This window comes from Serratia sp. SCBI (genome assembly GCF_000747565.1).
In the GTDB taxonomy this organism is placed as follows: Bacteria; Pseudomonadota; Gammaproteobacteria; order Enterobacterales; family Enterobacteriaceae; genus Serratia; species Serratia ureilytica.
Genome location: NZ_CP003425.1, coordinates 17,798 through 37,734 on the forward strand (window position 1 = coordinate 17,798; position 19,937 = coordinate 37,734).

At 59.1% G+C, this 19,937-nt stretch carries 24 protein-coding genes; all 24 read right to left on the bottom strand.

Annotated features, from left to right (window positions below; genetic code table 11):
• Positions 1 to 2 precede the first annotated feature (2 nt).
• From SERRSCBI_RS23820 to traL, 24 genes are read right to left on the bottom strand one after another with little or no spacing between them, the layout of a single operon-like run.
• Positions 3 to 536: a hypothetical protein gene (locus SERRSCBI_RS23820; protein ID WP_049866736.1), complete on the bottom strand. Its 534-nt coding sequence runs from the start codon at positions 534 to 536 to the stop codon at positions 3 to 5.
• Entirely contained in the window at positions 533 to 3,364 is a 2,832-nt protein-coding gene (gene traG, locus SERRSCBI_RS23490) for a conjugal transfer mating-pair stabilization protein TraG (protein ID WP_042785922.1), read from the bottom strand. Before traG ends, SERRSCBI_RS23820 begins: the two co-directional genes overlap by 4 nt.
• A 1-nt stretch (position 3,365) precedes the next feature.
• The gene (gene traH / locus SERRSCBI_RS23495) at positions 3,366 to 4,733 is read right to left on the bottom strand and encodes a conjugal transfer pilus assembly protein TraH (protein WP_042785923.1); all 1,368 of its coding nucleotides are present in this window, start codon (positions 4,731 to 4,733) and stop codon (positions 3,366 to 3,368) included.
• Positions 4,730 to 5,149, bottom strand: a complete 420-nt coding sequence (locus tag SERRSCBI_RS23500; protein ID WP_042785924.1) for a hypothetical protein — start codon at positions 5,147 to 5,149, stop codon at positions 4,730 to 4,732. The genes traH and SERRSCBI_RS23500 overlap by 4 nt, the downstream gene beginning before the upstream one ends.
• Positions 5,142 to 5,681 carry a type-F conjugative transfer system pilin assembly thiol-disulfide isomerase TrbB gene (gene trbB, locus SERRSCBI_RS23505; protein WP_042785925.1) on the bottom strand — a complete coding sequence of 180 codons (540 nt, stop codon included), beginning with the start codon at positions 5,679 to 5,681 and terminating at the stop codon, positions 5,142 to 5,144. Before trbB ends, SERRSCBI_RS23500 begins: the two co-directional genes overlap by 8 nt.
• Positions 5,668 to 5,982: a conjugal transfer pilin chaperone TraQ gene (locus tag SERRSCBI_RS23510; protein ID WP_014072589.1), complete on the bottom strand. Its 315-nt coding sequence runs from the start codon at positions 5,980 to 5,982 to the stop codon at positions 5,668 to 5,670. Before SERRSCBI_RS23510 ends, trbB begins: the two co-directional genes overlap by 14 nt.
• Before the next feature lie 10 nt (positions 5,983 to 5,992).
• Positions 5,993 to 6,742: a type-F conjugative transfer system pilin assembly protein TraF gene (gene traF, locus SERRSCBI_RS23515; protein WP_369795946.1), complete on the bottom strand. Its 750-nt coding sequence runs from the start codon at positions 6,740 to 6,742 to the stop codon at positions 5,993 to 5,995.
• 41 nt (positions 6,743 to 6,783) lie between these two features.
• Positions 6,784 to 8,688 (bottom strand): type-F conjugative transfer system mating-pair stabilization protein TraN, encoded by a 1,905-nt coding sequence (gene traN / locus SERRSCBI_RS23520; RefSeq protein ID WP_084587992.1) that lies wholly within the window; start codon positions 8,686 to 8,688, stop codon positions 6,784 to 6,786.
• Positions 8,685 to 8,861 (bottom strand): hypothetical protein, encoded by a 177-nt coding sequence (locus SERRSCBI_RS24855; RefSeq protein WP_156965131.1) that lies wholly within the window; start codon positions 8,859 to 8,861, stop codon positions 8,685 to 8,687. Before SERRSCBI_RS24855 ends, traN begins: the two co-directional genes overlap by 4 nt.
• Positions 8,858 to 9,532 carry a type-F conjugative transfer system pilin assembly protein TrbC gene (gene trbC, locus SERRSCBI_RS23525; protein WP_042785926.1) on the bottom strand — a complete coding sequence of 225 codons (675 nt, stop codon included), beginning with the start codon at positions 9,530 to 9,532 and terminating at the stop codon, positions 8,858 to 8,860. The genes SERRSCBI_RS24855 and trbC overlap by 4 nt, the downstream gene beginning before the upstream one ends.
• Positions 9,533 to 9,542: 10 nt before the next feature.
• Positions 9,543 to 10,541, bottom strand: a complete 999-nt coding sequence (gene traU / locus SERRSCBI_RS23530; protein WP_042785927.1) for a conjugal transfer pilus assembly protein TraU — start codon at positions 10,539 to 10,541, stop codon at positions 9,543 to 9,545.
• Positions 10,538 to 10,915 (bottom strand): hypothetical protein, encoded by a 378-nt coding sequence (locus SERRSCBI_RS23535; RefSeq protein WP_042785928.1) that lies wholly within the window; start codon positions 10,913 to 10,915, stop codon positions 10,538 to 10,540. Before SERRSCBI_RS23535 ends, traU begins: the two co-directional genes overlap by 4 nt.
• Positions 10,916 to 10,926: 11 nt before the next feature.
• A complete protein-coding gene (gene traW, locus SERRSCBI_RS23540) occupies positions 10,927 to 11,562 on the bottom strand; it encodes a type-F conjugative transfer system protein TraW (protein WP_042785929.1) in 636 nt (211 codons plus the stop codon).
• A complete protein-coding gene (locus SERRSCBI_RS23545; RefSeq protein WP_042785930.1) occupies positions 11,562 to 12,398 on the bottom strand; it encodes a DsbA family protein in 837 nt (278 codons plus the stop codon). Before SERRSCBI_RS23545 ends, traW begins: the two co-directional genes overlap by 1 nt.
• Positions 12,395 to 12,814: a type-F conjugative transfer system protein TrbI gene (gene trbI / locus SERRSCBI_RS23550; RefSeq protein ID WP_084587994.1), complete on the bottom strand. Its 420-nt coding sequence runs from the start codon at positions 12,812 to 12,814 to the stop codon at positions 12,395 to 12,397. Before trbI ends, SERRSCBI_RS23545 begins: the two co-directional genes overlap by 4 nt.
• Positions 12,811 to 15,441, bottom strand: a complete 2,631-nt coding sequence (gene traC / locus SERRSCBI_RS23555) for a type IV secretion system protein TraC (protein WP_042785931.1) — start codon at positions 15,439 to 15,441, stop codon at positions 12,811 to 12,813. Before traC ends, trbI begins: the two co-directional genes overlap by 4 nt.
• The gene (locus tag SERRSCBI_RS23560) at positions 15,438 to 15,761 is read right to left on the bottom strand and encodes a hypothetical protein (protein ID WP_042785932.1); all 324 of its coding nucleotides are present in this window, start codon (positions 15,759 to 15,761) and stop codon (positions 15,438 to 15,440) included. Before SERRSCBI_RS23560 ends, traC begins: the two co-directional genes overlap by 4 nt.
• Positions 15,762 to 15,771: 10 nt before the next feature.
• Positions 15,772 to 16,326 carry a type IV conjugative transfer system lipoprotein TraV gene (gene traV, locus SERRSCBI_RS23565; RefSeq protein ID WP_235463418.1) on the bottom strand — a complete coding sequence of 185 codons (555 nt, stop codon included), beginning with the start codon at positions 16,324 to 16,326 and terminating at the stop codon, positions 15,772 to 15,774.
• Positions 16,327 to 16,335: 9 nt separating this feature from the next.
• Positions 16,336 to 16,722 (bottom strand): hypothetical protein, encoded by a 387-nt coding sequence (locus tag SERRSCBI_RS23570; RefSeq protein ID WP_042785933.1) that lies wholly within the window; start codon positions 16,720 to 16,722, stop codon positions 16,336 to 16,338.
• Positions 16,719 to 16,937 (bottom strand): hypothetical protein, encoded by a 219-nt coding sequence (locus SERRSCBI_RS23575; protein WP_042785934.1) that lies wholly within the window; start codon positions 16,935 to 16,937, stop codon positions 16,719 to 16,721. The genes SERRSCBI_RS23570 and SERRSCBI_RS23575 overlap by 4 nt, the downstream gene beginning before the upstream one ends.
• A 4-nt stretch (positions 16,938 to 16,941) precedes the next feature.
• Positions 16,942 to 18,339: an F-type conjugal transfer pilus assembly protein TraB gene (gene traB / locus SERRSCBI_RS23580; protein WP_042785935.1), complete on the bottom strand. Its 1,398-nt coding sequence runs from the start codon at positions 18,337 to 18,339 to the stop codon at positions 16,942 to 16,944.
• On the bottom strand, positions 18,339 to 19,067 hold the full coding sequence (gene traK / locus SERRSCBI_RS23585; protein WP_042785936.1) for a type-F conjugative transfer system secretin TraK: 729 nt from the start codon (positions 19,065 to 19,067) through the stop codon (positions 18,339 to 18,341). Before traK ends, traB begins: the two co-directional genes overlap by 1 nt.
• Positions 19,057 to 19,620: a type IV conjugative transfer system protein TraE gene (traE, locus tag SERRSCBI_RS23590; RefSeq protein ID WP_042785938.1), complete on the bottom strand. Its 564-nt coding sequence runs from the start codon at positions 19,618 to 19,620 to the stop codon at positions 19,057 to 19,059. Before traE ends, traK begins: the two co-directional genes overlap by 11 nt.
• Positions 19,621 to 19,630: 10 nt before the next feature.
• Complete coding sequence (gene traL / locus SERRSCBI_RS23595) at positions 19,631 to 19,936, bottom strand: type IV conjugative transfer system protein TraL (protein ID WP_042785939.1); 306 nt, start codon at positions 19,934 to 19,936, stop codon at positions 19,631 to 19,633.
• Between the last annotated feature and the right edge of the window lies 1 nt (position 19,937).

Here is a 19,937-nt window from a genome sequence, read left to right on the forward strand (position 1 = left end):
CGTTACTCACCTCCCTGTTTGCGGGATTTGATAAGCTCCAGCACCGAAGTAAATACGGAAAGGCGGTAACGACCTATGTCGGCTGCAAAAATAAATGCCAGAATAACCATCGCAGCTATGGTCACGAATGTATACAAGAAAGAACCTGCTTTACTGCTCTCGGCAAAGCAGCCGACAAAGAAATTTATTACTACGAATGTCATCAAATAGTATTTAATCTTATTTTTCACTAAAGCAAAAACTTTCGACTCGTTCCTAAAACTTGACGGAATAGCTAGATATAGGCTTCTAGTATTAAAAATAGCTATAGACACCAAAAAACCGAGAAAAGCTCCAAATCCAATAGCTATTACTATCCCTTCGGATGGTTCACTGAGTATTCCGAACGCAATAAAAGGCCACAATACTAACCAGACCACAAGAAGCATCCCCGGCCATGCACAGTTCCAAAATGAAGGAATTTCAACATCGCCGGTCTCAAAAATGGACTTAAGCTTCTTTGCTTCTTCTTGTACCGTCTTATGTGTAATTGTCATTTACCACCCCGTTCTTTATTGAATTTATCCTGCATAGCTTTCGCTTTCGCCATCATTTCATCTTGACTACTTGCACCTGGTATACCTTCCTGTCTATCCTTTTCAAGGGCATAAGTTTTATTTTGTGCAGTTCTTTCTGATGAATGATGTTGCTGCAGTTCGTTTCTCTGCCCTTCAATATTTTGTTGTTGACTATGAATATCTGTCTGAGTTTTTTGTTGGGCTGTTTGGTTATTATCAACCATACTATTAACCTGAGTCCCCACATCATTGCGTATTCCGGCTTGTGAGGTTCTGTTTTCAACCGCATTCTGGTGGTTTTGATAATCAGCCTGAATATCCTGGCCAGAGCCTCCGCCACCAACAACCCCCATGCCGGCGCCAAGCGTACCGCTGCTGGACTGATATTGTGCATCCACCTGCGGCGCCACCTGTTCACGCACAAAATCACGCGCAAGCGACTGACGCGCGGCAACGGCGTCCTGCGATTGGCCGGTCAAAATGTTGCCGGCGTCGTTTGGTGCCTTGTCCATCACGTACTGCGCAAACTGCTGGCTCAGGTTCTCGCGCATATCGCCACTGAGACTCTCGGTACGAGAGGCCTGCTGTGACAGTTCCTGGCTGCGGGTATGTGCACTGCTGTATTGTTCGTAGCTGCTCTTGGCACCCGACAAAGACGAAGAAAGCTGATCAATGCGCGAGTCCGCATTGTTATCCGTATGACTGCCGGACTGGCTGGTGCGCTGGCTGGTCAGGTAGTCCATCCCCTCTTTAAAGTCGGCAACGGCCTGGGCGCTCTGGTCGTGACGCGCATCCTGACTGGACCTAGTACCACTGCTGGCTGAATGCGCATCATGGTCAGTCCCTTTAAAGCCAGCAGATAGGCCTGCGTAACCTTCAGCTGTTACACCATTGCCCAAGACCTTAAGTCCATAGCTCCCTCTAACACCGCCTCGCACTTCTCCACCGCCAGAAACATCCATCGAACGTGATGCCAGTTCGCTGGTTGCCTGCTCTTTGCTGACATTGTTGGCATTGGCATAGCTTTCCACCGCGCTCGCCATTTTGTGCGCGGCGATGCTGGACTGGCTGTTTTGCGCCGTGTCGGCACCGTGGGTCATGCTGTCGCTGCTGCCACGCTGGCCGGTAAACTGCGACAGCTGCGTCCAGGCGCTGCTGATGTTGCTGTTGAAGCCCTGCATGGATGTCTGCGCCTGAGTCTCGGCTTCCCGCGCCATTTCCTGCTGCGCGGTCGCAATCTGCTTCGTCACGCCGATATCTACCGGCAGTTTGGACATCGCGCCGCTCGCATCCCAGACGCTGCTGCCATCGCCCGTGCGGGTCTGCGTGCCGCCGGTCGGCAGTTGCGCGGTCATCTGGCCGGCACGTACGCTGCTGTTGGTATCCCAGGTGTTACCCTGCACGTTGTCGGTTTGCATGTTGTTGAAGCTGTAGTTGGCATCCGACACGCTCATCGCCGCCGACGCAGCCGAACTCTGATAGGCGCCGGTCATGCTGTGGCTGACGCTCATCAGCCCCTGCCCCAGACCTTTGGCGATATACCAGGAGATAAACGGGATCATGCCGGAGATATAGCCGGCGGTATTGGCCAGATCGGAGTAGTTCAGCTTCACCGTGGACAGGTTGCTCAGCACCACGGGCGAACCGGCCTTCTGGCCGTAGAACGCCATAGCGCTGTTAAGAATGGCGTACAACAGCGGCCAGCTCATTACCCACAGCCAGCCGAACACATAGTATTTGGCCACTTCCTTGCCCTGATTCACCATGCCGACAATCACCAGAATGGGGAACATCCCCATCATCATGCCGATCAGGATGACCTGCAGCAGCGGTAAGGAGCGCATCATCACCTGCCCGAGTGTCGCCTGGGACAGGCGCTGCTTCTCGATGGCCGACGTGCTGGCGATGTTGAGCATGCCCGCCGTGTCACCGCTGCGCGCCGAGTAGCTCATAATGCCGCTGCGCAGACCGTTCATGACGATGTTCTGCTTGATGATATCGCTGGCCGTCTTCTGGTTCTGGTAAAAATACTGGTAGCTGTTTCCCAGCAGCTGCCCGAACAGCAGATCGCGATCCGGGCGACCGCCAAGAATACGCCGCGCATAATAGTTGTAAGTCGGGCTACCGGTTTTCGCTTCCAGACCCAGCATGTTCTTCAGCGGCATCGCGGCTTCTTCACAGGTCTGGAAGCGGCCGTCCTTGTTGAACACCCCGCGAAGCGGACTCGGCTGGCGGAAGATAAGTGCATACGGATCTTCGGAATGCATCAGCTCCTCAAAGCTGTACTTGTGATTGAGCAGCATGTCGCCCACCACACAGTTCTGTACATAGTCGGCAAACAGGTTGGCCAGCTCCGGGTTCTGGGCGGTGAAGTCGGTGCTTCGGGACACCAGTGAGGAGCCGAACAGCATGCCGGTCTTGCTGTAAGTCACCGCATCCGGCTGGCTGAACACCATTTCGTAACCCAGCACCATGGCGTAACCGATGCGGGTGATGATGGTCGCTGGCAGCACAATCCCCAGCGGTACATTGGCCACCCGCTGAATCGAACGCTGATTGGACAGATCGATAATTTGCACCGGCTGCGCCTTGGTCAGCAACGCCGAGGAGAACACCAGCACAAAAACCCAGCCCAGGATATCCATCAGGTCGCGGCGGGCGGTATACCGCGCGGCCAGCACAAGCACGCTGATGGCCACCGCAAAATTCCGTATCCAGTCCCAGGTATCCGTCTGCATAAAGGCCGCGACCGCGTTAAGGTTCTGCGCCAGCCACTCCGATCCGCCGATGACATAGATTTCCGTCATGTTATTGCGCCTCCCCGAACTGATAGTTGTTCTGGTAACGCGTCAGCAGGCGTGCCGACACCTGCTGGCGCATGTAACGCATCTGCTGCTCGACGACCAGCAGGGCATCGGTCTGCACCTGAACGCGCGATTGCAGGGAGGCGATAAGCTGCCCGGCCTGCGTGAAGTTGTTGTTGATTTGCTCAACGGTAGCCTCCGGGTAGTTGCCGGTCGCCAGCATGGCGCGCGCGCCGCCCATCAACTCCTGCAGGTACTGCATCAGGATGTCGTAACCCACGTAGTCGGCCAGTTGGTGCACCATTGCGCTGGACACGCCGAGCATTTGCGGGTCGGTCAGGTAAGTCAGCAACGGCACATGCGTGCTGGAAATCAGGCCTTTCTCCGCATCCGTCAGCCGCTCGTCGCTGCGCGCCTTGCTCTCGATGCTGAACAGCATTTTCTTGATTTGCCCTTTCAGGGCATTGTCCGGACTTATCGTCGTGGTGCTGTCGGCCACCACCTTCAGGCACTTGTCGCTGTCGTTGCAGTGATAAACGCGTGCGGCTCCCCCTTCCATCAGCGCCTTGATGATGCTCTGATCGGTGGTGCGTGGCGGCAGCGGCGTGATTTCGCCGTTGGGGCCGAACACCAGCGAGCCGGTCAGCGTCATCACAAACTCCTTCAACTCCTTGTTGCCGTCGAACATCCGGTTTTTGGATAACGCATCCCACATGATGTTGATGTTCTTGGAGATACGCTCCTTATCCTTCTCTCCTGCCCGGTCACGCACCGAGTCCCCTTTGCCACCCACCGTGCAGCCCTGCCGCGAGGCAGCCCAGTCGGCGAAGACGTTGGATTCGCCGGCAATGTCCTGGCAGACCTTCTGCTGAGAGACCTGCGTGCGCGGGAACAGCCCGCCGACAATGCCCTGCGCCGCCTGACAGCTGCTCATGTTCATGCTGTTGATGTCGCTGGCCATTTTCTGGATGAAGTCTTTGGCGTCTTTCAGCTCCGGCACGGTAGTCTGCAAGGCCAGATCGAAGAAGTAGCCGGCGGCGTTGGACATGATCTGTTTGGTAAAGCGCTGCAGCTGCTCGCCGTTGATAAAGCTGAACGCCCCCAGGTACGCATCGATGCCGCCGCAGCCGGCATTGATATCCGGCAACGACATCGAGATCAGCTGTATTTGCTTCACGCCGGTGCGGGCGTAAATCGACCCGCCCGAGATATACCCAGCCGCCTGCCCCTGCCAGACCGCCGGTGCCGTGGTGTTGGACGCAAACCCCAGCTTGTCAAAAAACTGGTTCATATCACTGTTCATGTCGGCCACGGCCGGTGCAACGGTCGCCAGCCCCAGCGCCAGGCCGATGAAGAGAGCACGTAATTTCATACAACCTCCCGGCGCTGGCGAGACTGGCGGTACATGCAGCACTTTTGCCACAGCAGGGTGGTATAAAGGCTAAACAGCCCCAGACTCTCAAAGACCAGCGCGACCGCGAGGCACCCGACTGACAGCGCGGCAAACATGCCAGGCATGAAGTACATCAATACGTTCCACATATTCATCACCACGTAAAACGTGCGTGAATCGGGGGCTGGGTGACTGTCGGTAAAGATCACCCCAAACCACCAGTGACTGACCATCCAGAGTGCGACGGCCGCCACAAAAAACAGCACCGTCAGATGAAGAAAAATCATAAGCCGCGCGCTTTCGCGCTTGTATTCCGCACGCGCGCTGGCAATACGCTGTTCGGGAGACACTGCGCCCTGCTCGACAGTAATGATGTGACGCTCTGATTTATTCACGATGGTCTCCTCTTAATGTCGCTTCCTGTAACACGGTATCCAGCCGCGCCATAAAGCCGCGCTCATCGCTGGCCCCCTGGATCATCGGGTAGGTCGCCAGCGTATTGACGTTCACCAAAAACGTGGTGGGCGACGCCACCGGCAGGCCGGGGAAGAAGGTGCGCATCACCTCCGGCGGCGCCGGGATGGCCTCCGGGAACGTGGCATCGCCCTGGCCGTCGAAGGTGTAGGCGAACACGGAAAAGCCGACCCGCTCCGACAGTGCTTTCAGCAGCGGATCAAACTGGTGGCAGTACGGGCAGTGCCCCTGCATAAACAGCACCACCTTCCAGTCATTGAGGTTGACGCGCGCGCCGTTGCTGAGCGTAAACCAGCGTGGCGCTGCCGCCGGCCGCGGAGCGGGGACGGACGTCGCTGATGGCGCCCGATTGACGCCGGCATTTTGCTGCAGCGCCGCTATCTCATCAATCGTGGAGCCGTGCGCCAGCCCGGTAAACAGCAACACCAGCCAGGCGATGTTAGCGATCCGCATTCTGCACCTCCCCGGCCCCGTGCTGTTCGTCTGTGGTCGCCGGCGACGGCGCCTGTTCACGATGTGCCGCGATATAGGCCTGTTTTTCCGCCTCCTCGCGCTGCCGTTTGGGGACGCGCGCCAGCTCATCGAGGATTTTGTAACCGCCGCACACCGTCAGGGTGAGCGCGATAAACTCGGCCAGCGTCACCGCCATATCCGGTGCCCGGTGCACCAGGCCGGCGACGATATGAAACCAAATCCCGAAGGCCGCGACCCAACCGCCGGTCGCGTCGATGTCAGGGAATTTAAATTTACGCATTCAACGCTCCTTAATAATTGGGTTTGAAGTCGGTAAAGACGTTCAGGAACTGTTTGGCCAGATCGTCCTGGCTGATAAAGCCGTAGGCCAGCGGCTTGACCGCGCCGCTGCGCGGGTCAACCAGCACCAGCGCCGGGAAGTGGCTGATACCCAGCCGCTGTGACTGTCCCGCATCGCGCCGGCTCTCCGGCATCGCAGGGTTGACCACCCCGTCAACGGTCACCGGCACCACCGACAGCCCGTAGCTGTCCCGAAAACCCTTCACCACACTGACCAGCTGACCATCGATCGGCTCGGCGCCGCGATAGAACAGCATCAGCCCGTACTGCTGCGCTATTTTGCCGATGGCCTCGCGCTGCGCGGCAAAGTCGGCGGCCAGCTGGCTTTTCACCGTGCCGTTGTAGTGGCTGTGCTTCAGGTTGTAGTCCAGCTCCGGGTGCGCTAAAAACGCCCGCTGCGCGGAGCGCTCAAACAGCCCCGCCTGCTGGGTGAAGTAGTTCTGCATCTGGAAGAACTTCACAAAGTTCTCCGTACTGGGGTACAGGATGGCGTCCGCCAGACGCTCCTTGAGCGACTGCTGCAGCAGCTGCAGCTTTTGCAGTGCCCCGGCCGGTGCGACCGATACCGTCGGCGGCGGTGGCATCTCGTCGTCAGCAGGTTTGACCTCCCGTTCATACCACTGCCAGCCGCCGGCCTGCGCGGTGAACGCCGCGCCCAGCAGGCTCAGGCCCAACAGCGCTGCCGCCCTGCGGTTGGCCAACCCGCGTGCTGCCAAATTGACATTTGAAGTCCCGCGCGTTTTCACTTGGCCGCCTCCTTCATGCGCTCCGCAATTTGCCGCTTCACCTTCTCCAGCAGTGCCGCGTCTTCGGGCACCTTTTGGTTCTTCATCAGGTCTTCATAGAAATTGGCAAAGTCCAACTGGTCGAAGTTGATGCGCTGCAGCTCGTCTACGGTAATGCCCCGGCAGTCCGGTGATTTTGCGTCGCCAAAGCCGATACCCAGCTGCCACGCGCGCCCCTGCTGCTGAACAATCTGCGCCAGCTTGCTGTCGAACTGGCAGTAGCTGCGCTTCTTCTGCAGGCAGACACCCAGCACTTTTTGGCTGCAGTATTCGCCGACGCTGACCGTCAGCTTGTTCTCTTTCGCCTTGCCGAGTGCCTTCTCTTCGCTGTCGCAGTGCGCCAGCCCGACGCTGTTACCCCACCCGGAGTCCTTGCAACAGTCGCTGAAACCGGCAAACGCCTTGCGGCAGGACTGTCCCTTGCCGGTGAAGGCGCGCACATCGATGCCGTTCAGCGCCGCCACGTCCTTGCCGGCGGCCGCCACCGCGGCCAGCTCGGAAACGGCGTGCGCAAAGTCGTTACCCTGGGTGCCCTTCTGCGCCTTGTCGCACTCCCCGTCCAGGCAGTACATCTGGCCGCCGCACAACATCACGTTCCCGGTGGTGCGGGTTTCGCAGGAGTAGGTAACGTTCTCGTGCAGGCACTGGCCATACTCATCGGAGAAGGCGCAGCCGTGCGTGGCAATAGTGCAGGCCGGATTGTTGGCATAGGCTTCGCAGCTGCCCTGGCCGGCCTCCTGCAGCCGATAGGTGTCGGTAAAGCGCCAGCAGCTGGCCCACACCGGGTAGGTCTGGCCGTTGACCGTCACCGTGCGTTCGCCGCCCGGCTCACTGCAGACGGTATTGACCTTCACCGCCCCGGCCTCCTGCGCCAGTGGACAGTCGGCCGGCGTCGACGTGGTCGGCACCCAGACCTGCACCGACGAACTGCCGTCGAACTTCACGTAGAACACCATCGGCGAGCCGCCCCCAACACCGCTCAGCTGCCTGACCATTGCATCCAGAAAGGTATCCAGGTGGCCACCGGGGTCCATCGTGAGGAAAATATCGACCTGCTGACCTTGCGTGAGCGTGACGTTACCGACGTTCAGCGGCCGGCTGCCCCAGTCCTGACGGCCATAGCGCACCTCACTCCCCAGCAGTGAAAAGGCCAGTGGTACGCCATAGCTGTGCAGATCGTCCTGCAGCTCGAGGTATATCGACCCCGTAGTGAGCTTGCCGGTAAACGGTGCGGTAAAGGTGCCGTGAATGCGGTTACCCTCTTTCCACCAACGGATCATCGATTTATCGATGTGTGCGTTACGGTCTTCGTAACGGGTCTCATAGTGACCACCGATGTCGGTGGCGCGCTCGCAGGTGCGCATCACCGCCGTATCGCGCTCGCACACATGGCGGGTGAACTCACTGCGCGTCACCTGTTCGGCCTTGCAGTCCGGGCCGGTCTTGCCGACGATGCTCTCGGCCTTGCCTTCAATCTCCTTCCCGGCCTGAATAAAGGGCGCATCGTGCGAAATCGGCTCCTTGGGGTTCTTGAGCACCGAATCGGTCACCGCCTGCCCGACCTCGGTCTGGCCCCATGCGGTGCCGCCGTCGGTCTTGAGATTGTTGGCATCCCCGGCCGTCACGCCGCCGTAATAGCCTTTTTCTTTCGGGTTGTCGGTGTAGTTCGGCAACACGTTCGCCGGGTTGGTGTTCTGCAGCGTCCCTGTACCCTGACCGGCGACTTGTTTGGCAAACTCGCTGCCGGTCTGGAACACGTCATCACCTTCCGCCCGGCAATCGCCGGTGGCGAAGATAAACGTCCCCAGCACCAGGGCATGTGTCGCCAGCAGACCGGGCAGAGACTTCACCAGATGGGTCATTTGCCTTTCCTCCCGCGTTTTGTTTGCCCTTTTTTCGGCATTAACGCCCTGAATAGCAGCCATAACAGCAGTACGAGCCCCATGAGCCCCGCGATAACCAGGGTCAGTTGCATCAGTGAAAACAACTTCTGTAGGGGCGTGCCAAACATGTCCATATTCACGTTGCCGCTCATTTCACACCTGCCTTATCCAGTAATGCCTGAGCCGCGGCGGCGCAGTCGCCGTCTTTGGCAACCTTCTTCAGCGCCTGCGCCATCAGCAGGTTGCCGCGCACCACATCGAAGCCGGCCGCGCAGCGCACGACCAACGCCGGCACGGCGGTCACGCCGTACTGTGTGTAGGGCTGCGGGTCGATTTGCACGCCGTCGATACCGCCGGCTTCCACCAGTTTTTGCACCCGCTGCACCGTTTCGCGCATGTCGCCATTCACCATGCCGCGCAACGTGGCAGGAATGCCGAATCGACGCGCCTCTTGCAGCATGCGGCGCATGCCCTCTTCGGGAATAGCGAAGGACACGAAGTACAGCGCCCCCTCGGCCGGTTGTTCTGTTGCGTCCTGACGCTGCTTTGCCGCCAACTGGTTAATAAAGGACTGGTCGTCCTGCGCCAGTGAACGCGGCGGCTGATTACGCAGGAACTCCGGCACCGGGGTGTTTTGGTGCAGATCGGCCGAACGTTTTTCTTGCTCGCGCAGCCATGCCCGGTTGCTGTCCACCTGGACGGCCGCCTGTTGCTGTGCGGTAGCAACAGGATCTGCCGCCGTTTGCCCGACAGCGATCATCGGTACGGTTGCCCCCGTCAGGAGCACTGTCAGCAGCCCTATCACCTTGCTGTATGTCGTCATGACCTTCTCCTTATAAAAAGACGCAGTTGCGCTTGCGCCACATGACGTAGCCGAAGTTCTTCTTGCTGGCCGGCGAGTTGTGGCCCACCTCCCAGCGCATCACGCTGCGCCCCATCGGATGACAGCGGGCGCTGTCCGGGTACATGTTCACCATCTGATAACGCCACCGTTCTTTCGGCATGATCGGCGACGGATACTCGAAGCAGACCGCCCGGTCTTTGCCGATGGACTCCATGATTTGCCCCTGGCGGTGCAGTTTGAACGCCATCTTCTCCGAGACCAGCACGGACGACTGCAGCGGGCTGATTTCCTTGGCCACCCAGCCGTTGAACGGGTACATCGAACCCTGACTGCCGGCGCACCAGAACAATGCGTCGATCGGCAGATGGAAGCCGCTGGCAATGGCGTCAGCCGCGCAGGCGCCCTGCGCCAGCGGATTGGCAAAGACCACAGCCTCCGGATTGAGAATGGTGGTCAGGCTGCTGTCCACCCAGGTCGGATCGATTTCCGACAGGTAGGCGATATCCATGTCCCCACCCTGCAGGCAGCCCGCGGAGGTAATGATGTTCAGCCAGTAGGTCAGCGGATACTTGTACCAATGGACGTGATAGAACGCGGTAGTCACGTCCCCCTTGCCACTGCTGCCGCCGGTGCCGGTGCCAATCTTGCCGAGGTTGATACTGAAGCCCCCCAGATTGACCATGCAGCCCGGCGAACGGGTCACGTCAGTCATGGCCATCGGCTCCCAGTACCCCATCGCCATCCCGATACGCTGAAAAATCGGCGGCGGCATGGGGCAGAACTGGATAGGGCTGCCCGGATTGCTGGTATCCGGCAAATCCCCCTTGCCGACCGGAATGCTCCCGATCGAGAGAGGGAAGATGCAGCGCCAGCAGATATCGGTGATCGGGTTGACAAAGCGTCCCTGGCAAGCCGCATCCGCCGCCTGTGACGGCGATGAAAACAGGCCGACCACAACCAGCAACGCCGAAAGCCAGCACCGGATCATGCGCGACGCTCCTGGCAATGCATCGCCCACTGCGTTCCCCGATAAATCTCTCGAACATCACCAGCGGCAACCATGCGGGCGGTGGGACGTGCTTCATCCTGCGGCGGTAATAACGCTGCCAGGGTGCTCAGCAAACTGTCGATAAGCGCCAGCTTGTCGAACAAATAAGGGCTGAGACCGTGCTGGTCGGCAGGCAGCGGCTCACGCAGCTCGTGGGCTACCTCACGGCACTCAAGAATGCATTTGTAGATCCCACCGTTTGCCGACGCCGCCTGGCGGATGGCCATCAACTCGCCGTGGCGCGCGGCCAGCAATTGGCGACAGCTCTGCAGCTGATTCTCGGTCGCAATAAAACGTTTACGTGTCACAAACATGCTTACCCCCTTCAGTTCGCGCTGCCGGCGGCAGGAATGGATTCGATACGCAGCCGCAGACCGCTCGGCGCCGCCGTGATGCGCGCCGGCACCGTCGTCAGCCCGAACCGGCGCGACAGCGCCCCGCCCTGATCGAAGTAGATGCGGCTGTCCAGCGCGGCAGAGGTTTTGGGAACGTCGCCGTTGACCAGAATGACCTTCACCATCAGGGTCTCCGGCTGCTGCGCCTTCATCCAGGCAACCTGCTGCGGATCGTCGCCGTCGATGAAATACAGCGTCTGCGCGAACGGCACGGTAGCCAGCGGGTTGATAACGTCGCCCTTGCGGGCAAAGACTCGCCCCTTGTCGTCTTTCAGGTCAGAAGAGAGCTGCACGCTCGGATCGAAAAAGCGTTCGGCATAGCGTTCGGTCTTGCCGATACCGGCGACCGGCTCAGGCCGCTGGCTGTGCTTCACGGTGCGCTCTTTGAACGCCGTCATTTCCTCGTCCCAACGGCCGCTGCGCTGCAGCTCGGTCAGCCGTTCGTGAATGGTCTGCAGCATATCCGGCTCGGCCACCGGGTACAGGTCGCCCCAGGTGCCGAAATCTTTGGCCAACGCCATGCAAGGCAGCAGTGATAAGGAGAACACCAGGCAGACAAGGCGCATCAGTGACCTCCTGCTTTTGCCTGTGCGACCGCGGCCTGCAGCGCCTTCACATCCACGGCACCGTACAGTGGCGTCACCTGCTCCGCCCGCGCATCACGGGTCGGCATAACGATAAAGGCGGGGGTGCCGCTGATGTTCAGTTGCTGGGCCAGCTCGCGTGTGGCCAACAGTACTTTCTCCGTCTCGGGCAGTACGGTCATCGGCGCGGCGCCAGCCGCGTGGAGTGCCGCGTTGATTGTCGGTTGCGACAACCGACCTTCGTTCTCACCGGAGGCAAAGACCGCATTGTGGTACGTCAGATAGGCGTCACCGCCCTTGAGTTGCCACAGCGTCAGGCCGGTGCGTGCCGCTTGCACCGACATCGGCCAGCGACTGCCAAAAATGGGGAATTCCTTGAACACAAAGCGCACATCGGGATTGTCCCGCACAAAGTCGGCCACCACCGGCGCCATACGCGCGCACCAGATGCACTGATAGTCGAAGAACTGCACCACGGTCACGCCGCCATCAGGATGCACAACTGGCGTCGCCGGATCGTGCAATAACGTCGCCTGCAGTTCCGGCTGCGTGGTCAACGCGGTTTGCACCGTGCGATTGGCCGCGGTCTGTTGCTGCGCCTCCAGCTTCTCGCTCATCTGCAGCAGGATGTCCGGGTGCGCCAGCAGGTAATCGCGGGCAATAACGCCAATAGCATCGCGTTGAGGCTGGGTGAAGGCCATATCACCGGGCTGTTGCTTGTCGGAATGTGGTGACGTCTTGTCTTGTACGTTCCCCAGCAAAAAAGAGCCAATGAGCAAGAGCCCCGCCGTAATAACCAGGATCAGTGTTCTTTTCATGGTTGAGTATCCTTATCAACGCTGACGGTATTGATCCGCTGCATCCGGGCGGCGATATCCCGCTGAAGCTCGCGTGTCACATCCCTGGCGCCTCCTACCACCGCCGGCGAGACCAGGATGATCACGTTGTTGCGCTGTTGGTATTGCGCGATGCTGGTTTGCAGCGCGCCGGTAAACCGTTCGGCCAGCAACTTGCTGCGCTCCGGCGGCAGGGATTGCTTGGCGGCGCTCTCGTAGAACGCCTCCATGGTCTGTTTCATGTCGAAAGTGACGATCGCCGGCTGACGCTGCAGCAGCCACAGCGTGGCTCCCAAACTGAGCAGAACGGCAATCAGCACGCAGACCGCCCCCCACAGCACAATGGCGCGTTTCTGTACCAAGCTGTTGGGTGTCGTGATAATGGCAGGCAGTGTCATGCGGCAGCCCTCCCCGTATAGTTCTCTTCCACCCAGCGCTCAATGCGCGCCATCTCCTCGCCAAAGTTGCGGTGCGCCAACTCATACACCGCATCGTGCACCGATACCCCCTGTTCACGCCGGGCCTGCATGAACTCGAAGTCCTGGCCCTGGGAGGAGTACATGGCGCGACTCAGCGGATCGACAAACAGGCGGTGCCAGCTGACCTTGCCGGAGACCATCAGCATGAAGGAGCTGAACCACTGGTCTTTGGCCGACTCGAACTTCCCGATCATGTCCTGCTGCAGCTGGGTGAAGTTGTCCGGGTTTTTCTGCAGATAGGTTTTGAACTCGGAGGCGTCCTGCATCAGGATGATCTTGTAGGAGGAGTTGCCCCAGGCGGCTTTCGCGGCAGAGCTAGCGGTGTCCGAGTCAAAGTCCTTGATGTTCTGGGTAATGGTGATGTACGCCCCGCGGTGACGGCGCGCGGTACGGTAACCTTCTTCGATAAACTCGCCCGCCTTGGCGTTCTTGAAGTTGAGCAGCTTCCAGCCTTCGTCGATAACGCACAGCTTCTTGCTCTGACGCGATGTCTGGTACATCCGCCCCTCGATGTAGATCATCAGCGAGAACATCACCGCAACCAGCAGATCAGGACGATTTTTCAGGCCGCCCATCTCCAGTACCACCATGTTAACGTCATCGCGCAGCGACGGTTCGTCGGAGTTAAAGAACTCACCATAAGTGCCGTCGGAGCAGTATTTATCCAGCAGGATGGTCATTTCATGCAGGCGATTGCGGATGGTCGGCGAATCGCGGTAAACCTCCTCATCCATTGCGTCGCGCAGAAAGTCACGCACATCATCGATACGGGCATTCTTTTGCTTGCTCAGCCAAGCTGCCTTGACCGCCATCTCCAGCAGGCTCTCATGAACTTCGTCCAGGTTGCCGTCGGGGCTGGCCATCACCGAAATCAGGTTGGCGATCTGTGTCGCCGACAGGTTGATGTCCTTCACGTTGGCGAACGGGTTGAACTTCAGCGTCTGGGCGTCGATGTAAACCCCGCCCATGTTTTCGCACAGGCTCTTGTAACCATCGCCCATATCGAACACCCAGGCGGCGCCACCGGTATCCAGCACGCTGCGCAGCATCGGCTGAATAAGACCGGTTTTACCGGCGCCTGACGTCCCGGCCACCGCCATGTTGTAGTTGGTGTTGCGCATCACCTCGGAGTAGATGTCGATGAACGCCAGCTGGTTGCGGTAGGTCGGCGCCAGCAGACCGGACGGAGCCAGACGGTTGTCGGCGACGATCGGCATCAGGTTGACTACATTCAGGGTCTTGGCGCGGTGCACCGCGCCATGCATCGCCAAGTCCTGGAAGACGCCGTGCTCGGCCATGAACGGCAGGCAGGCCAGGAAATTCCAGTGCTGCTTGAAGCGCGGCGATATCAGGTCAAAACCGTTCTTGCGGTAGCTGTTGATGACGTCCTGCTCACAGCGCAGTGCCACGCTGTCATTGTCTTCACAGAACACCGTCACGTTATAGAAGAAGGAGACGATCGCCGTCTGGTTGGATGCCAGACTCTGGCGCAGATCGCCCCACTCCTTCATCTCCTCCAGCGTGCCGGGGAAGAATTTGGCGTAGGAGGTGCGGGATTTTTTCTCCAGATCGATGTACTTGCGGTTCGCCTCGAAAGAGGTCTTGGTCTGCTCTTCAACGACCAGCGTCAGCGTAATAATGAACGGCGTGGCGATCGACAGCTCGGGATACAGCAGGTTGCCGTAGTTGTCGGCGGTGTTCCACAGAAAGGCCATCTCCGGGTTCTGCTCGAGCTGGAAGTTCATCACCCGCGCCACGCTGCCTTTCTTGCTGCCGGCATCGCGCAGGTTGATTTTTACGCAGTCGGGATACACGTCCATGCCAAACCCGTTGTCGATGCACTGGAAATTCAGGTCTTTGAGCGGGTCGAGTTTGCGACGTTTGTTGTACAGCTGGCTCGGATCGTGGTTGATGATTTCGCCCACAACGTTGATAAAGTCTTCGTCATTAAGCGACTCTGTCGGAATTTTCGCCCCCATCAGCGACGCACGCAGCACCTTGACCAGGTTCTCCAGCTCGGTGATGAGCGCCTTGTTGCGGCGCTTGCTCTTGACACAATAGGAGATGAATACCCGGTAATTACGCAGCGTCAGCGGCATATCGACGCCCGGCGGCAGGGAAAAGCGACCTTCTGCCGCCATCAGGTAGAAGGCCCTCGTGATGGCGTTGAATTTGTCCGCGTCCTTGCCCGACCAGGAGAAGTCACGCAGGCCAGACTCCACCAGATCGCCGACGCGCTTGCTGGCCATCAGGTGAACGGACAACGCGATCCCGCGCGGCAACTTGGTGCGCAGCAGACTTTCGAGCGTCAGAACCACCTGTTCGTTGGCGCCGGCCAACGGCAGCGCTTCCAGCACAAAGCCGATGGAGCCGGCATTGATGAACAGCCCGCTCTCTTCGTCGTAGTCCCGGTAGGGCAACACACTGCTCAGCTGGGGAAAGTTCATGTCACCCAACACCTTGTTGGCGGCGGCGGCTTCATCCGGCATCTTCAGCGCCGACAGCAGGCTATTGGCGGTATGGGTGACTTTATCGATCAGATTCATGCGTCAACCTCGCGAGTGGCCGCCCTAAACCACAAGCACATAGGCCCGTCCTCGTTGTCATAAATGGAGCCGATGAACCAGCCCTCCCCCGGCGGCGGAGAAGGGGTCCAGCCACGGGCATCCGGACAGTCCTCATCAAACCCCGCAAGAAAGGCCTCAGGGTCTTCATCCCGCATAAACATCACCCAGCATTCCAGGCCGTGCGACCGCAGCCAATAGGTCATCTCTGCCGATGTCTCAAGGTTTGCCTGCCGCATCGCCGGATGGGTCCAGAATCCCTGCGCGTCGCGCTCAACCGGTACAGCACATATTCCCTGCATCACACTCTCCTTAATAGACGGACTGGGGCTTGCCCCAGACGGCTGGTTTAACCACGAACAGTACCTTGCCCGGCTGGTGATAGACGTCCTGACTGTCAATCCAGGGCGCGATCCACAGCTGCGCGGTCTGCTCGGCCTGGCGGGCCGGTCGTGTGCTGCCGACACCGGCACAGCGCGGCAACGTGCAGGTACTGACGGTCGTCACGATGGCGGCCGGCGCCGCAATCGCCGGAGACGCCGGCACTGCCCGCGCCGGGGATGCAGCGCCCTGACGAGGCAACAAACGGGACGTGCTGCCGGCTGAGACAGGGACGGGGCCGGTATCTCGCCCCACTGCCGCAAAGTCGCCGTCAGCCAGGCGAGGCAATGCGGCCGCAGCCGGCTTTGCTTCGCTGCCCTCTTCCAGCGACTTGGCTTTCTCGTTGGCCTGCTCCATGGTCATGCAACTGTCGGAGGTGGTGGCGTTACAGCCGAATTCACTGCTGACGCCGGCACAGCCGGCCAGCAGCAGCACGCCACCCAGGGCGGGGAGTAAAAGCAGTGATTTCATGATGTGCGTTTTCATAAAGTCTCCTTAAAACCTGGCCGAGAAAAAAGTCATTAACGGTACAACGAGGGTCATTACCCATCCGGCGCACGTATGCATCATCAAGAACATCGGCACATCAAATTCCCAGTGAATGAAAGAACTCCCGGCAACGATTGCGACCGAGATGGGCACTATCAGTGCCAGGCATACCGACAGTGCGTAAGCAGAGGATTTTTTGTTGGGACCCGTCATTAAGAAAAATAAAGAGAGCGCCGCCGATCCCGCACACCAGAGAATGTCACGCCGAAAATCGGCCCACTTGTCGGCATCGGTCAGCAGGTGCTCAATGCGCCACATATCGAGCGCAAGCCAACCGCCCCACCAGGCCAGCAATAAAAAGACATATAGCCCCGCCATTTTTCGTTCAGTCATGATTTGGCCTCATCCTCAGAAGGCGGTGTCGGTGCAATAGAAATGCCCTGCTGCACGGCATCCGCGCTGTATTTATCCACGATGGACTGCATCAGCGTCGTTTTCCCCGCACCGGTTCGGCCGCAGACGACACGATTCCCGATTTCTGCAGAAGCGCCCCCCATGAAGGGAAAGTCATCGAAATGCCGGATAGTGGGTTTGTCGTTGTTATTCATGGTGTCACCGCTCTCCTGTTGTTGATGTGCCGAGACCGAACTGAGCCGGATCAAGCTTGCCGAGGTGGTTCAGCATCTGATCGGTGTTGAACCCGTTCAGGCTTTGCCCGGATTTGGGCTGATCGCCCCCTTCGGTCTGCCCCTGCTGACGGCTCTCTTTTTCCGCCGCCACTTCCTCGATGGTTTTCATCTGGAAGCCTTCCTGGAACACCACCGTGACTTCGTTACCGGCGCCGATCGGAATAACCGGGTGATACTGCTCGGCTCGCTTGATGTAGTAGTCGCTGAGCGTCGAGGCGGCTTTACTGGCCCCCCCGCCGATGGCCGATTTGGCAATATCGCCGGCGCCCATGCTGGCCGTTGCCCCAAGACCAACGGTCGGCTGCGCCGCCCGGCCGGCCCCCTCGCCCAACCCGTCAAGGAACCCGGCGCCCCAGGCAAAGCCGAGGATCTTGCCGTTGCGCATCACCACCTCGCCCTTGACGCCGTTCTTGCCCATAAAGGAAACGTGGCCGTCGATGTCCTGATCGATAATGTCGTCACCGCGAATGCAGCTGATTTTGCGGGTGCGCACGATGGCACGTTCGCTGGAGACGTCGCCGTAGGCTTCCATGCTGATAAAACAGCCGGTCGCGTCATAGGTCTTGCTGTTCGGCATCTCGATCCGGCCGGTCACCCGTACCTGCATCGGCACCGTGGCCGTGTTCCCGGTCACCGATGCGTTGGCATCCGCCCCCTCAATCAGGATGGATTTGGCGAAGCTGCCGGTCGGGATATAGGGGTACTTCTTTTTCCTGGGGCCGGTCTCCGGCGGCACCAGTGACTTGCGATAGAGACGGCCGGGCACAGGGATAGGCTTGTAGTCAACGTTCGGTGGCGGTGTGACGCCTTTGCCCGGATAGAACGCCGTCGGCGGCGGAACCGCGCCGCCCGGTGCCGGCGGGAACTGCGTCGGCATCGGCTCGCCCTCGGGCGTCACGCCGTTAACCAGCGGCGGTAAGGGGGCGGAACCGGGGGCCGGGTTCCCTGGTGTTGCTTGACTCCCCGGTCCGCCAAACTGTTTCAGGTTCTTGTTTTCGTCTTCCAGCACCTGCATGCGTTTCTGATCTTCCAGACGCGATTTGTTCAGCAGGTCGATTTCCTGACGCAGGGCGGTAAACTGCTTGTTAATTTCGGCCTGCGCGGCCTGAGTCTGGGTGATGGCATGCTGCTGCACGCGATCGTCAAAGGTATTGTCGACCACCCCGGTCAGGTCGGGAGCCGGTTCGGCAGGGTGCTGTGTCTCCAGCTCCGCATCCTGCGAGAAGTAATAACCGCCGCCGATGGCCGCGGCGACCGCCAGCGCGACCGCGCCCAGCCAGAGATATTGCTTGCGCTTGACCAGCACATTGATGTTCGCCATCAGCGGCCTCCCTCGGACAAGGTGATCCACACGCTCATGCGACCGCCGCCGATAATCTGCCGGGTAGGTGTATCGAACATCACCGCCCGCACACCCCGTTGCCAGAAGTCGTGCTCATTGACCCACTGGCTGGCGCTGCCGGGATTGCTGACCTCAAAACGAACCACCTTCAGGTGATGCCCTGTCCAGACCTGCTGCGCCTGTGCCCGCAAACCGTAAGGCGCGGCCAGCGCTTCCCGCGTGACCGGCATCTGCCCATAGCCGGCCGGCAACCGGCCCTCCATCAATGACTTGTTGAGCGAGACCAGCATGGACTCGTAGGGCTGCCCCTCTTCCCAGCCTTTGGCAGCCACAGAAACACCCTGGCTCTCACCCACCAGTGAGAACGTGCGGCCGACACCGGCACGCGGGACGGCGCGAATGGAATAGTTCATGCCCCGCTCGGTTTCGATCACAAAACTGAACGGCTTTTTATTGAGCGTACTCAGTACCAGCCCGCCGTTGGCCGCCGGCTCATAATTGACCAGGCTTTCATCCACGCCGCTGACGAACGTCACGCGATCGCCGGGAACGTTGAACAGGTTGGGTTCGCTGTTGCTGAGTGAAACATGCGCCTGACTGCCGTTCTGCAATGGGATAGTGACCGGCGCATTAACCGTACCGGCCTGTGCGCCGGCGCAGGCCATCAAACCGACAACCATCAGCGCATAGCGTCGTTTAGTTTTCATCGTTTACCTCAACGAACTTGGCCAGCCAGGTCACGCCCTCGCTGCGATCGATATAAAGGGAGTAGTGCTTGAGCGCTTTTTCCGGCGCGCTGTCACCGATCCAGGTACGTAGCTCGCCGCGAATATCAACACGTCCCTGGGCGGGATAGACTTTCACGCTGGTCTGGAAGAAAGCTGCATTGACGTTGCTGGCTATAATGCGGTTGGCCTCCTCGGCCAGGACAATCTTGAGGGCGTTTTGCGCCGCCGGCTTTACCTTCATGAGCAGGGTGGAATGTGAGGCGTTGACCGTCTCAGGGGTCACATTGAGACGTAACGCGACAAAGGAGAGCGCCATTTGCTCGAGATATGATGCATCAGCGCTGTTTTGCGAAACGCCGAACGGCGCCTTGAACAACATGGGAACTACCACCACCTGTTTCTCGTTCTGCAGGCGATAGTTGTTGATAGCCATGATAATGACGGCCACCGTCAGCGCAGCAATCAACAGCGCCATGACAATAAAGCCGATGGCAATAATACGGTTTGAGTTGAGACGTGCTGAGTGTTCCATTATCGCCTGCCTATTTTATCCATTTCCGAAAACACGATTCAGGGACCACCTTGTAGACGCCTTTACCGAGCGAAGTCGGTAAATACCAATATGCAAGGTCACGCAGCCAGCTACTGCCCTTCCCCTTTTTGGCTTTGTGAATGGCCCAGAACACCAATGCCGCCAAAATAATCCCCGTGATATATTTCTGTTGCCAGATAAACCAGCCGCCAGTAATAGCCACGGGGATTAATTCATCAAGACAAAACCCAAACCAGCGGTCTTGTGTTCTCAGTGTTTTCGGGAAACGGTATTTGTTCAGATCGTTTCCCGACATA